Annotated in this window: 11 protein-coding genes; 8 read left to right on the forward strand and 3 right to left on the reverse strand. The window is 52.4% G+C overall.

Annotated features, from left to right (window positions below; all coding sequences use genetic code 11):
- Positions 1-33 precede the first annotated feature (33 nt).
- Positions 34-939 carry a LysR family transcriptional regulator gene (locus GBAG_RS04310; RefSeq protein WP_034493755.1) on the reverse strand — a complete coding sequence of 302 codons (906 nt, stop codon included), beginning with the start codon at positions 937-939 and terminating at the stop codon, positions 34-36.
- Positions 940-1,049: 110 nt separating this feature from the next.
- Between GBAG_RS04310 and GBAG_RS04315 the strand changes: the two genes are divergently transcribed.
- The 7 genes from GBAG_RS04315 to GBAG_RS04345 all read left to right on the forward strand — a co-directional run bounded on the left by GBAG_RS04315 (position 1,050) and on the right by GBAG_RS04345 (position 8,657).
- Positions 1,050-1,916 (forward strand): pirin family protein, encoded by an 867-nt coding sequence (locus GBAG_RS04315; protein ID WP_034493756.1) that lies wholly within the window; start codon positions 1,050-1,052, stop codon positions 1,914-1,916.
- Positions 1,917-1,987: 71 nt separating this feature from the next.
- Positions 1,988-2,665, forward strand: coding sequence for an isochorismatase family protein (locus GBAG_RS04320; RefSeq protein ID WP_034493757.1), 678 nt, complete (start codon positions 1,988-1,990; stop codon positions 2,663-2,665).
- Positions 2,666-2,773: 108 nt separating this feature from the next.
- Positions 2,774-3,379, forward strand: coding sequence for a recombination mediator RecR (recR, locus tag GBAG_RS04325; protein WP_034493758.1), 606 nt, complete (start codon positions 2,774-2,776; stop codon positions 3,377-3,379).
- 115 nt (positions 3,380-3,494) lie between these two features.
- A complete protein-coding gene (gene htpG, locus GBAG_RS04330; RefSeq protein ID WP_034493839.1) occupies positions 3,495-5,369 on the forward strand; it encodes a molecular chaperone HtpG in 1,875 nt (624 codons plus the stop codon).
- A 179-nt stretch (positions 5,370-5,548) separates the two neighbouring features.
- On the forward strand, positions 5,549-6,193 hold the full coding sequence (adk, locus tag GBAG_RS04335; RefSeq protein WP_034458097.1) for an adenylate kinase: 645 nt from the start codon (positions 5,549-5,551) through the stop codon (positions 6,191-6,193).
- A gap of 134 nt (positions 6,194-6,327) precedes the next feature.
- On the forward strand, positions 6,328-7,290 hold the full coding sequence (hemH, locus tag GBAG_RS04340) for a ferrochelatase (RefSeq protein ID WP_034493759.1): 963 nt from the start codon (positions 6,328-6,330) through the stop codon (positions 7,288-7,290).
- Between the two features lie 62 nt (positions 7,291-7,352).
- On the forward strand, positions 7,353-8,657 hold the full coding sequence (locus GBAG_RS04345; RefSeq protein ID WP_034493760.1) for an inosine/guanosine kinase: 1,305 nt from the start codon (positions 7,353-7,355) through the stop codon (positions 8,655-8,657).
- A 103-nt stretch (positions 8,658-8,760) separates the two neighbouring features.
- On the opposite strand, the gene ybaL is transcribed toward GBAG_RS04345, so the two are convergent.
- The gene (gene ybaL, locus GBAG_RS04350; RefSeq protein WP_034493761.1) at positions 8,761-10,437 is read right to left on the reverse strand and encodes a YbaL family putative K(+) efflux transporter; all 1,677 of its coding nucleotides are present in this window, start codon (positions 10,435-10,437) and stop codon (positions 8,761-8,763) included.
- 223 nt (positions 10,438-10,660) lie between these two features.
- Positions 10,661-11,869 carry an MFS transporter gene (locus tag GBAG_RS04355; protein WP_034493762.1) on the reverse strand — a complete coding sequence of 403 codons (1,209 nt, stop codon included), beginning with the start codon at positions 11,867-11,869 and terminating at the stop codon, positions 10,661-10,663.
- Positions 11,870-12,058: 189 nt separating this feature from the next.
- On the opposite strand from GBAG_RS04355, the gene ushA reads away from it, so the two are divergent.
- The gene (gene ushA / locus GBAG_RS04360; protein ID WP_034493763.1) at positions 12,059-13,711 is read left to right on the forward strand and encodes a bifunctional UDP-sugar hydrolase/5'-nucleotidase UshA; all 1,653 of its coding nucleotides are present in this window, start codon (positions 12,059-12,061) and stop codon (positions 13,709-13,711) included.
- Positions 13,712-13,735 lie beyond the last annotated feature (24 nt).

Consider the following 13,735-nt stretch of genomic DNA (forward strand, 5'->3'; position numbering starts at 1 on the left):
GGGAGAGGGCTGGGGTGAGGGCGTTTCGCGTTCTCACTCCTCCTCGAACGCCGCATAACTCTCCACCAGAAAATCAATCAGCGCCCTGACCGCCGGTAACTGACCGCGCCGGGAAGGAAACACCAGATGAATCACCTCTCGCCTTGCTCGCCACTCCGGTAACAGTCGCACCAGACTCCCGTCGGCAATCTGTTTGTTAAGCATCAACATCGGTAACTGAACAATCCCCACACCCGCCAGAGCCGCCGCTCTCAGCGCAATCATATCGGTGGTCACAAAGCGCGGTTTATGGTGCAGCGTCACTTCCTGATTATCAGGGCCAAACAGGCACCAGCGGTAAACTTGCTGCGGTTTTGACAGCGCAAGGCTCGGCCAGTGCTGAAGATCGGCAGGGGACTGAGGTTTTGAAAAACGCGCCACCAGTTCAGGGCTGGCAACCAGGCACATCCCGCGATCCGCCAGTTTACGCATCACCAGATCGCTATCGTCGAGTGGCAATGGGCGCACCCGCACCGCTAAATCGACGTTTTCATTTAGCACATCAACCTGGCGGTTAGTTTCTTCGAGTTGCACGGTGACCTGCGGATACAGCGTCATAAATCGCGCCAGCATGTCGCCGATATGCACATGCAGCAGCGTAATCGGGCAGGTCAGGCGAATCAGCCCGCGAGGTTCGGCACGCAGCGTGTTAATCGCTTCCTGTGCGGCCTCGGCTTCAATAATCATCGCCTTGCAATGACGATAAAAAATCTGCCCGGCCTCCGTCACGGTAAAGCTGCGCGTTGAACGCTGAATCAGACGGGTCTCCAGACTTTCTTCCAGTAGCGCGATACGGCGACTCAAGCGTGATTTCGGAATACCAATAACGCGGCTTGCCGGAGAAAACCCTCCGTTATCTACCACTTGCACGAAATACCACAGGTCGTTGAGATCTTGCATTGCCATTGTCCTATATATGGAACGCTGAGTTCATTTTCAGAGTCTACCGGGGAATTCGTCTTATGAGTAAGCTTTATCTCAACAGAAATCGACACTCAATGGAGATAACGATGAAATCAATTCTTGGCGTTTATTCAGCACCAGCGTCCCACTGGGTGGGCGATGGATTCCCGGTTCGCTCACTGTTTTCTTATTCAAAATTTGAAAAACAGCTCAGTCCGTTCTTGCTGCTGGACTACGCAGGCCCGGCTGATTTTAAACCGAGCAACAAAGGCCAGCGCGGTGTTGATGTCCACCCGCATCGCGGTTTTGAAACCGTCACCATCGTCTACAAAGGCGAAGTGGCTCACCGCGATTCCACCGGTAGCGGTGGGGTGATTGGCCCCGGCGACGTGCAGTGGATGACGGCAGGTAGTGGCATTTTGCATGAAGAGTTCCACTCACCGGCTTTCAGCGAGAAGGGCGGTCGGCTTGAAATGGTTCAGCTGTGGGTCAATTTGCCAGCCAAAGACAAGTCAACACCGCCGAACTATCAGTCGATTACCGACGCGGATATTCCGGTCGTGACGCTGCCAGACAACGCAGGCCAGGTGCGAGTTATCGCCGGTGAAATGGATGGCGCAAAAGGCCCGGCACGCACGTTTTCTCCATTGCGTGTGCTGGATATGCGCCTGAATGCACAAAGTACCACGCATTTAACGCTGCCAGACGGCTGGAACACTGCACTGGTGGTGCTCAAAGGCACCGTGCTGGTCAACGGACTGGAGGTGGCTCGTGAGGCGCAATTGGTGGTGCTGGATGCCAAAGGCGAAACCGTCACGCTTGAAGCCAATACCGATGCGGTTGTGCTGGTGTTGAGCGGTGAGCCGCTGAACGAGCCAGTGGTGGGATACGGGCCGTTTGTCATGAACACCCGTGAAGAAATCAAAGAGGCCATTGATGACTTTAACCAGGGCAAATTTGGCCAGAAAGTTTAACTAACCTAAGCGGCTACCGTTTTGGTAGCCGTTTTTTCAACACGATGATTGAACCCTAAGAGGATCTGAACATGACACCTGCAAACTTTAACGGACAAATCCCTACAATTGATGCAAACGACGCGGTAATGCTGCTTATCGACCACCAGAGCGGTCTTTTCCAACTGGTGCACGACATGCCGATGCCAACTTTACGCACCCATGCAACCGTGTTGGCTAAAATCGCCACGCTGGCCAATATTCCGGTTATCACCACCGCTTTTGTGCCGCAAGGCCCGAACGGCCCGCTGATTCCTGAGATTCACCAGTACGCTCCACACGCTCAGTACGTCCCACGTAAAGGCGAAATTAACGCCTGGGACAACCCTGATTTCGTGGCAGCAGTCAAAGCCACAGGGCGCAAAACCTTGATTATTGCCGGTACAGTGACCAGCGTATGCATGGCTTTCCCGGCGATAAGTGCGGTGGCAGAAGGCTTCAAAGTCTTCGCGGTGATTGATGCCTCTGGCACCTACTCCAAAATGGCGCAGGAAGTGACGTTGGCGCGTGTCGTTCAGGCCGGTGTCGTGCCAATGGATACCGCAGCCGTCGTGGCTGAAATCCAGCACACCTGGAATCGGGATGATGCAATGGAATGGGCAAACCTGTGGGGCGGCGTATTTATTGAGTACGGTTTGCTGATGGAAAGCTACCAGAAAGCACAAGATGTGGTGACGAATCAAGAGCAACTGGACTCGCAGCGCGGTTAAATAATTTCCCCCTTTGCGAGACATCGCGCAGGGGGAATATCTTTTCCTATGCCCTCGCGCGGGGCTAATGTTAGGCTATGGTCCACTCTTTTTTCAGAAGTCTGAGCGATGCAAACCAGTCCTTTACTTACCACCCTTATGGAATCCCTGCGCTGCCTGCCAGGCGTCGGCCCAAAGTCTGCCCAACGTATGGCGTTCGCGCTTTTGCAACGTGACCGCAGTGGTGGCATGCGTCTTGCTCAAGCATTAACTCGTGCGATGTCAGAAATTGGCCATTGTTCTGATTGCCGTACTTTTACCGAACAAGAAGTTTGCGCCATTTGCGCCAACCCTCGCCGCCAGGAAAACGGCCAAATTTGCGTGGTAGAAACGCCCGCGGATATTCACGCCATTGAAGCGACAGGCCAGTTTTCCGGCCGCTATTTTGTGCTGATGGGCCATCTTTCTCCGCTTGACGGAATTGGCCCGCAGGACATTGGTCTCGACAGGCTTGAGCAACGCCTGGAAACCGAAACCATCAAAGAGCTGATCCTCGCCACCAACCCGACAGTAGAAGGCGAAGCCACTGCAAACTATATCGCCGAACTTTGCGGGCAATATGGTGTTGATGCCAGCCGTATCGCGCACGGTGTGCCGGTCGGCGGCGAGCTGGAAATGGTCGATGGCACGACTTTGTCGCATTCTCTGGCAGGGCGTCACAAGATTAATTTCTAACCACTTGCGGGGAGTTTCTTATACTTCCCGCTTGAAAACCCTCTTTTCTGTCCTCATATCACCCTCAACGTTTTAAACCCCTGCGTATTTTGATTTTGTTGAGGTATCAATGACCATGAAAGGACAAGAGACTCGTGGCTTCCAGTCTGAAGTGAAACAACTTCTGCACCTGATGATCCACTCCCTCTACTCAAATAAAGAAATTTTCCTGCGTGAGCTGATCTCCAACGCCTCTGATGCGGCAGACAAATTGCGCTTCCGCGCATTGTCTCAGGCAGACCTGTATGAAGGTGACGGCGAGCTGCGCGTGCGTGTCTCTTTTGATAAAGAAAAACGCACTTTGACCATTGCCGACAACGGCATCGGTATGACGCGCGACGAAGCGATCGATCACCTCGGGACGATTGCAAAATCGGGTACCAAAGCGTTCCTCGAATCCATGGGTTCTGACCAGGCGAAAGATAGCCAGCTTATCGGCCAGTTCGGTGTGGGTTTCTACTCGGCATTCATCGTGGCGGATAAAGTCACCGTGCGCACCCGTGCGGCAGGCGTTCCTGCTGATCAAGCGGTGTTCTGGGAATCTGAAGGCGCGGGCGAATATACCGTTGCAGACATCACCAAAGCCGATCGCGGGACTGAAATTACCCTGCATCTGCGCGAAGGTGAAGATGAGTTCTTAGATGACTGGCGCGTGCGTTCGACCATCAGCAAATACTCTGACCACATCGCCTTGCCGGTTGAGATCGAAACCCGCGAAGAAAAAGACGGCGAAACCATCATCGGTTGGGAAAAAATCAACAAAGCCCAGGCGCTGTGGACCCGTAGCAAGTCTGAAATTAAAGACGAAGAATACAACGAGTTCTACAAACATGTGGCGCATGACTTCACCGACCCGCTGACTTATAGCCATAACCGCGTGGAAGGGAAGCAAGAGTACACCAGCCTGTTGTACATCCCGTCTCAGGCACCGTGGGACATGTGGAACCGTGACCATAAACACGGCCTGAAGCTGTACGTGCAGCGCGTGTTCATCATGGATGACGCTGAACAGTTTATGCCGAACTACCTGCGTTTCGTGCGCGGTCTGATAGATTCCAACGACCTGCCGCTGAACGTGTCGCGTGAAATTCTGCAAGACAGCCGTGTGACGCAAAACCTGCGTAGTGCGCTGACTAAACGCGTATTGCAGATGCTGGAAAAACTGGCGAAAGACGACAGCGAAAAATACCAGACCTTCTGGAAAAACTTCGGCCTGGTGCTGAAAGAAGGCCCTGCTGAAGACAACGCAAACCAGGAAGCTATTGCTAAACTGCTGCGCTTTGCTTCAACTCACACGGACACTTCGGCGCAAACCGTTTCGCTGGAAGAGTACGTGTCGCGCATGAAAGAAGGGCAGGAGAAGATTTACTACATCACTGCCGACAGCTACGCCGCCGCGAAGAGCAGCCCGCATCTGGAATTGCTGCGTAAGAAAGGCATCGAAGTGTTGCTGCTTTCTGACCGCATCGACGAGTGGATGATGAGCTATCTGACCGAATTCGACGGCAAAATGTTCCAGTCAGTCAGCAAAACTGACGAGTCGCTGGAAAAAATGGCCGACGAAGAAACACCAGAAGCGAAAGAAGCTGAAAAAGCCCTTGAGCCGTTTGTTGACCGCGTGAAAACCTTGCTCGGTGAGCGCGTGAAAGAAGTGCGTCTGACGCACCGTCTGACCGACACACCAGCCATCGTCACCACCGACAGCAACGACATGAGCACGCAAATGGCGAAATTGTTTGCCGCTGCGGGCCAGGAAGTGCCGGAAGTGAAGTACATTTTTGAGCTGAACCCGGATCACGGGCTGGTGAAACGCGTCGCGGATACCCAGGACGAAGCGCAGTTCGGCGAGTGGGTCGAATTACTGCTCGACCAGGCACTGTTGGCTGAACGCGGTACGCTGGAAGATCCAAACCAGTTTATCCGTCGTATGAATCAGCTGTTAGTTTCGTAATATTTACCCCTCACTCTGGTTTTCCCCTCTCCTGAGGGAGAGGGCCGGGGTGAGGGCATTTCCAATCAACTAACAGCGCTCACAAGCCCCGCTATTCTTGAGGTGAATACGCCTTTAATGGTAAGGTCATCGCCTCTGCTTTAAATAATCAAAAATCCAAACGAATGGGGAATTACGCAATGCGTATTATTCTGCTTGGCGCTCCGGGCGCAGGTAAAGGAACTCAGGCTCAGTTCATCATGGAGAAATATGGCATTCCGCAAATCTCCACTGGCGACATGCTGCGTGCTGCAGTGAAATCTGGCTCAGAGCTGGGCAAACAAGCAAAAGACATCATGGATGCCGGTAAACTGGTTACAGATGAACTGGTTATCGCTCTGGTTAAAGAACGTATTACCCAGGAAGATTGCCGCAACGGTTTCCTGCTTGATGGTTTCCCACGCACTATTCCACAAGCTGATGCCATGAAAGAAGCGGGCATCAATGTAGATGTGGTTCTGGAATTCGCAGTACCTGACGAACTGATTGTTGAGCGTATCGTTGGTCGTCGCGTACATGCGCCATCTGGCCGCGTTTATCACGTCACCTTCAATCCACCAAAAGTGGAAGGTAAAGACGACGCAACAGGCGAAGAGCTGACTACCCGTAAAGACGATCAGGAAGAGACTGTGCGTAAGCGCCTGGTGGAATACCATCAGATGACCGCTCCGCTGATCTCCTACTACAGCAAAGAAGCTGAAGCCGGTAACACCAAATACGTGAAAATCGACGGCACCCGTAAAGTGACCGAAGTGAGCGCAGAGCTGGCTAAAATCCTCGGCTAATTCGTTGCTGAGATAAAAATACCAGGGCTTGTTCCTGGTATTTTTTTACCCAAATTTTGCCCTTTCGCTGTAATCGGTTCTCCTGCGCCGCTTTTACGTTACAATTATCAGTAATTTGTTGATAAGGAGCGGAAATGAATCAGGAAAAAGTGGGTATTTTACTGGCAAACCTGGGTACGCCTGATGCACCGACTCCCGCTGCGGTGAAGCGCTATTTACGCCAGTTTCTCAGCGATAAGCGCGTTGTCGATACTCCACGTTTACTCTGGTGGCCGCTGCTGCGCGGCGTGATTTTACCGCTGCGTTCTTCACGTGTTGCCAAACTTTATCAGTCAGTATGGATGGATGAAGGCTCGCCGCTGCTGGTTTATAGCCGTCGTCAGCAGGTTGCACTTGCCGCGCAATTGCCAGATGTCCCCGTCGCACTCGGTATGAGTTATGGCACGCCGTCGCTGAAAAGTGCGGTGGAAGAGTTGATGTCGCATCACGTCGATCACATCGTGGTGCTGCCGCTGTATCCGCAATTTTCTTGCTCGACGGTCGCCGCGGTTTGGGATGAATTAGGGCGCATTTTTGCCGACTATCGCTCGCTACCGTCGATTTCCCTGATTCGCGATTATGCTGATGATGAGTCTTATATCAACGCGCTGGTGGCATCGGTCAGAGAATCTTTTGCAAAGCACGGCGAGCCAGATTTGTTGCTCCTTTCCTACCACGGCATTCCCCAGCGTTATGCCAACGAAGGGGACGATTACCCGCAGCGTTGCCGCGACACCACCCGCGAATTACTTTCAGCCCTCGAACTGCCGCCAGAAAAAGTGATGATGACTTACCAGTCGCGTTTTGGTCGTGAGCCATGGCTGATGCCTTATACCGACGAAACCCTGAAAATGTTGCCTGAGAAAGGGATAAAACATATTCAGGTTATGTGTCCTGGTTTTTCTGCTGACTGCCTGGAAACGCTCGAAGAAATGGCGGTACAAAACCGCGAAGTGTTCCTCGAAGCAGGCGGCACCAAATATGAATATATTCCTGCTCTGAATGACGACCCGGCCCACATTGCAATGATGATGAACCTGGTGCAGAAATATCGCTGATCTCGCTTAGGGCCGTTAATGTGCTACCATTTCCGGCCTGATTAGCGACTTTGAACAACATCATGAAATTTCCCGGCAAACGTAAATCCAAACACTACTTCCCTGTCAGCGCACGCGATCCTTTATTGCAACAGGCTCAACCTGAACATGAAACTGGCACTTCCTGGATTGTTGGGATTGACCAAACACTGGTGGATATCGAAGCCAAAGTGGACGACGAATTTGTTCATCGTTACGGTTTGAGTTTCGGGCACTCTCTGGTTATTGAAGATGATGTTGCAGAAGCGCTGTATCAGGAACTGGTGCAAAAAGATCTGATTACTCATCAGTTTGCCGGTGGCACCATCGGTAACACCATGCACAACTATTCGGTATTAGCCGACGACCGCTCCGTTTTACTGGGCGTGATGTGCAGCAATATCGAAATTGGTAGCTATGCCTACCGCTACCTGTGCAACACCTCCAGCCGAACCGATCTCAACTATCTGCAAGGCGTGAATGGCGCGATTGGTCGTTGCTTCACGTTGATTGGCGAGCAGGGCGAACGGACATTTGCGATAAGCCCTGGCCACATGAACCAGCTTCGCGCTGAGAGCATTCCGGAAGAGGTGATTGCGGGCGCGTCTGCACTGGTTCTGACTTCCTACCTGGTGCGCTGCAAAGATGGCGAGCCGATGCCGGAAGCCACCATGCAGGCCATCGCCTATGCGAAAAAGTACAACGTTCCGGTGGTACTGACGCTCGGCACAAAATACGTTATCGCGGAAAATCCGGAGTGGTGGCAGGCGTTCCTCAAAGAACACGTCTCCATTCTGGCGATGAACGAAGAAGAAGGGCTGGCGCTTACGGGCGAAAACGACCCGCTGCTGGCGGCGGATAAAGCGCTGGATTGGGTTGATTTAGTGCTCTGTACCGCCGGGCCAGTAGGTTTGTATATGGCGGCCTTTACTGAAGAATCAGCAAAACGCACCACCCAGCATCCATTGCTGCCGGGCGCGATTGCTGAGTTTAACCAGTACGAATTTAGCCGTGCGATGCGCCATAAAGATTGCCAGAACCCGATGCGTATTTTCTCGCACATCGCGCCATACATGGGCGGGCCTGAGAAAATCATGAACACCAATGGCGCGGGCGACGGCGCACTGGCGGCACTGCTGCATGATATTACGGCGAACAACTATCATCGCTCCAACGTGCCGAATTCCAGCAAACACCAGTTTACGTGGCTGACGTATTCGTCTTTGGCTCAGGTGTGTAAATACGCGAATCGCGTGAGTTATCAGGTGTTGAATCAGCACTCTCCGCGCCTGACGCGTGGCTTGCCAGAGCGCGAAGATAGCTTAGAAGAGTCTTACTGGGAGCGTTAAGTCCTTAGTCTGGAAGGTGGATGACGCGTGCGCTTATCCACCCTACAACACTCTTTCGTAGGTCGGATAAGCGAAGCGCCATCCGACACGGCTTCATCAAAAATTATCCCGACACGGTTTCCTGCACGACAGGTTTCTCCAACAACCCCATCATCGTATTCGCGATTTCACGCTCACCCATAACCACCCGATTGGCGCCGCGTTCGGTAATGTAATCCACTTCGTCGTCATAATGCGCGCGGGCAATAATCTCGATGTCCGGGCATTTGGTGCGTGCGGTCGCGACGATTTCACCGGCTTCGTAACCGTTGGGGATCGTCAGCAATAACCAGCGAGCGCAATCAAGATGCGCAAGATTCATGATCTCTTCGTTGGCCGCATTTCCCAGCACCGCCCGAATCCCACGCTCGCGCAGTTCATCAACGCGGCTGCGGGAGGTTTCAATCACCACCAGTGGAATGCCCTGCGCCATTAATTTCTCACCCAGCAAACTCCCCACGCGCCCAAACCCAACCAACAGGGCATGATTGCAAATATCGACCGGAATTTGCTTCTCGTCTTCGATAGCTTCTTCCAGCGTCTGCTCTTCCAGCGTTTCGGTTTTAGCCAGGTAGCGCTCAAGAATCGCAAACAAAATCGGGTTGAGCATAATCGACAGAATCGCCCCGGCCAGCACCAGATTTTGCCCGGTTTGCGGCAGCAGATTCAGCGCCATGCCCAGCCCTGCAAGAATAAAGGCGAATTCACCAATCTGCGCAAGGCTAGTAGCGATGGTTAATGCAGTCCGTTGCGAGTGGCCGAACAGGCGCACCAGGAAGAATGCCGCGAGGGATTTACCAAATACGATAATCGCCACGGTGCCCAGCACGGCGAGCGGTTCCTGAATCAAAATCATCGGGTCGAATAACATCCCGACCGAAACAAAGAACAGCACCGCAAACGCGTCGCGCAGGGGTAAAGTGTCGTGGGCCGCACGGTGGCTGAGTTCAGATTCGTTGAGCACCATACCGGCGAAGAATGCGCCGAGTGCAAACGACACATCAAACAGTTCAACAGCGCCAAACGCGATACCCAGCGCCAGCGCCAGAACCGCAAGTGTGAACAACTCGCGCGAACCGGTTGCCGCACTTCGCGCCAGAATCCACGGCACCAGGCGGCGGCCAACAATCAACATAATCGCAATAAACGCCACCACTTTGCCGATGGTAAACGCCATATCCAGCGACAAAGAGGCGAGGCCCACGTCGCCTTTTTCCATCATCCCGGCAACGGCTGGCAGCAGAACCAGAGTCAGCACCATCACCAGATCTTCAACAATCAGCCAGCCAATAGCGATTTGACCGCGCTGGCTGTCGATTAATTGCCGTTCTTCAAGGGCGCGTAGCAGCACCACAGTACTGGCGGTGGAAAGACACAGGCCAAACACGATGCCGGTCATCAGCGACCAGCCCATCAGCGATGAAAGCGCCATACCCAGTAGCGTCGCCACAGCAATTTGGGCGATAGCGCCGGGAATGGCGATGGCCTTTACCGCCATCAAATCCTTCAGAGAGAAATGCAAACCGACGCCAAACATCAGCAAGATAACGCCCAGTTCAGCTAATTCGGGCGCCAGTTTAGTATCTGCGACAAAGCCTGGCGTAAAAGGGCCGGCCAGTACCCCAGCTAATAAATAGCCCACCAAGGGTGATATACGTAGTTTGTTGGCGAGCATACCGAGCAAAAAGGCCAGTACAAGGCCGCCGACAATGGTGGTGATAAGCGGGGTGGCGTGATGCATTCCGTCTCCTTTCGTGGTTAATCAGATCCAATATGTCCAAAATATAACATTTAGTTTATGACAATTTTTTAAACGATGTGTGTGCTAAATAGATAGTTTCTTTAGAAAAGGCGCATTTAGACAAAAATAAGTGCCTGATGGGTATTTTGTACGTTTAATTTAGGAAAGGTCTGGCGGAATGTGGAAGTGGTGAAGGGCCAGAGAGTTTCTCCGGCCCTTATAACTATGACTTATGGCGATAGTCAGGCAGGAATATGGTCAATATGCCGAGAAGTGGCAGGAAAGCACATATTTTATAGACTAATTCGATACTTGTATGGTCGGCAACCAGACCCAGTACCGCGGCCCCGAGGCCACCCATACCAAACGCAAAGCCGAAGAACAGCCCGGAAACCATACCGATACGTCCTGGCATCAACTCTTGCGCATAAACCAGAATGGCCGAAAATGCAGAGGCAAGAATAAAGCCGATGATCACCGTCAGAATCCCCGTCCATTCCAGGGAGACATACGGCAAGAACAGGGTGAATGGCGCGACGCCAAGAATCGAACCCCAAATCACGTATTTACGGCCAATCTTATCCCCAACCGGCCCGCCAATGACCGTCCCCGCCGCTACCGCAAACAGGAAAGCAAACAGATGGAACTGGGCATTTTGCACCGACAAACCAAATTTGTGCATCAGGTAGAAGGTGTAATAGCTGCTGATACTCGCCATATAAAAATACTTAGAGAAAATCAGCACTAGCAAAACAGACACCGCCTGAATCACTTTCTTGCGCGGTAGCGGGTTCGCCACCGGAGCGGCAGTTTTGCCCTTCGTCATACGATGCTGTGCGGCGTACCAACGGCTGATTTGCAACAACACGATAATCGCCAGCAGGGCCGCGAGAACGAACCAGCCGACGTTGCCTTTACCGTATGGCGCGATAATCAGCGCAGCCAGCAGTGGCCCTAACGAGCTACCAAAGTTGCCGCCTACCTGGAAGAGTGACTGCGCAAGACCATGACGGCCACCGGATGCCATACGAGCCACGCGTGAAGATTCCGGGTGGAATACCGATGAGCCTGTGCCAACAAGGCCCGCAGCCAGCAGCACCATCGGGAAACTGCCCGCCATGGCGAGGATAACCAGGCCGCAAAGTGTGAAGCACATACCAATCGGCAACGACCACGGCATCGGGTATTTGTCGGTGTAGTATCCTACTACCGGCTGGAGTAGCGATGATGTCACCTGGAAAGTGAGCGTGATCATCCCAATTTGCACAAAGCTTAGCGAAAACTCGCTTTGTAGCAGCGGGTAGAGCGCCAGAATCAGCGACTGAATCATATCGTTGAGCAAATGGGAGAGGCTAATTGCCCCCAGAATGCCAAACGCGGTGCGAGCCTTTTGCGGCTCCGTTGACGCGAGAGTTTGTTCCGAGATTGCCATAAATACCTGTAATTATTGAATTGATTGTTTTTTAACCCAGTTCACTGATGGAACCGTAGGAAATCATTACCCAGCTAACATACCTGCAGGAAAGGGACGAAGAAAGTCACAAGAGTGAAAAGTTATTTGTCTATGCTATTAGGGTTCTGCTATTGGTGCGAAAGCATTTATTAAATATGGAGATTTGCGATGAAGTTCGTAGTGAAAGGGGTGACCACCGCGCTGCTAATGGCAGTCAGCTTAACCAGCGCATCTGCACTGGCCTGGGAAAAAGATAAAACTTATAACATCACCATTTTGCACACCAACGATCACCACGGTCATTTCTGGCGTAATGAACACGCTGAATATGGCCTGGCAGCACAAAAAACTCTGGTGGATAGCATTCGTAAAGAGGTGGCGGAACAGGGCGGCAGCGTGCTGTTGCTGTCCGGCGGTGATATTAATACCGGCGTTCCTGAGTCCGATTTGCAAGATGCGGAACCTGATTTTCGTGGTATGAACCTGATTGGTTACGATGCAATGGCTATCGGCAACCACGAATTCGACAAGCCGCTGACGGTTTTACGCCAGCAGGAAAAATGGGCAAAATTCCCGCTGCTTTCGGCCAACATTTACCAGAAAAGCACCGGCGAGCGTCTGTTTAAACCGTGGGCTATTTTCAAGCCGCAGGGCATTAAAATCGCGGTTATCGGTTTAACCACCGACGACACGGCAAAAATTGGTAACCCGGAAAACTTCACCGATATCGAATTCCGTAAACCGGCTGACGAAGCAAAACTGGTGATTCAGGAACTGCAAACCACTGAAAAGCCAGATGTGCTGATCGCCGCAACTCATATGGGTCACTACGATAATGGCGATCATGGTTCAAACGCGCCAGGCGATGTCGAGATGGCTCGTAGCCTGCCTGCGGGTGCGCTGACGATGATTGTCGGCGGGCATTCGCAAAACCCGGTCTGTATGGCAGCGGAAAACAAAAAGCAGGTTGATTACGTGCCGGGTACGCCATGTGCACCAGACCAGCAAAATGGCATCTGGATTGTTCAGGCGCATGAGTGGGGCAAATACGTGGGCCGCGCGGATTTCGAATTCCGTAACGGCGAGATGAAACTGGTGCATTACCAGCTGATCCCTATCAACCTGAAAAAGAAAATCACCTACGATAACGGGGAAAGTGAGCGCGTGCTCTACACGCCACAAATCCCGGAAAACCAGCAAATGCTCTCCTTGCTGACACCATTCCAGAACAAAGGTCAGGCGCAACTGAACGTAAAAGTGGGTAGCGTAAACGGCCACCTGGAAGGGGATCGCAGCAAAGTGCGTTTCGTGCAAACTAACCTGGCGCGTCTGCTGCTGGCGGCACAAATGGACCGTACCGGTGCTGATTTCGCGGTAATGAGCGGCGGTGGTATTCGCGATTCGATTGAAGCGGGCGACATCACTTATAAAGACGTCCTCAAGGTTCAGCCGTTTGGTAACACTGTGGTTTATACCGATATGACCGGTAAAGAAGCGACGGATTATTTGAGTGCGGTGTCGCAGAAAAAACCTGATTCGGGCGCTTATCCTCAGTTCGCAAATGTCAGCTTTGTGGCAACTGCTACGGGTCTGCAAGATTTGAAAATCAAAGGTGAACCGATCGACCCGGCAAAAACCTACCGTATGGCGACGCTAAACTTTAACGCCTCCGGCGGGGATGGTTATCCGGCTATTGATAAAAAACCAGGTTACGTAAATACCGGTTTTGTGGATGCAGAAGTGCTGAAACAGTACATCGAGAAGAATTCTCCGCTCGATGTTAATGCTTTCGAGCCGAAAGGCGAGGTGAGCTGGAAGTAACTTTTCCCCTCACCCTAACCCTCT

The organism is Buttiauxella agrestis ATCC 33320, assembly GCF_000735355.1.
Taxonomy (GTDB): Bacteria; Pseudomonadota; Gammaproteobacteria; order Enterobacterales; family Enterobacteriaceae; genus Buttiauxella; species Buttiauxella agrestis.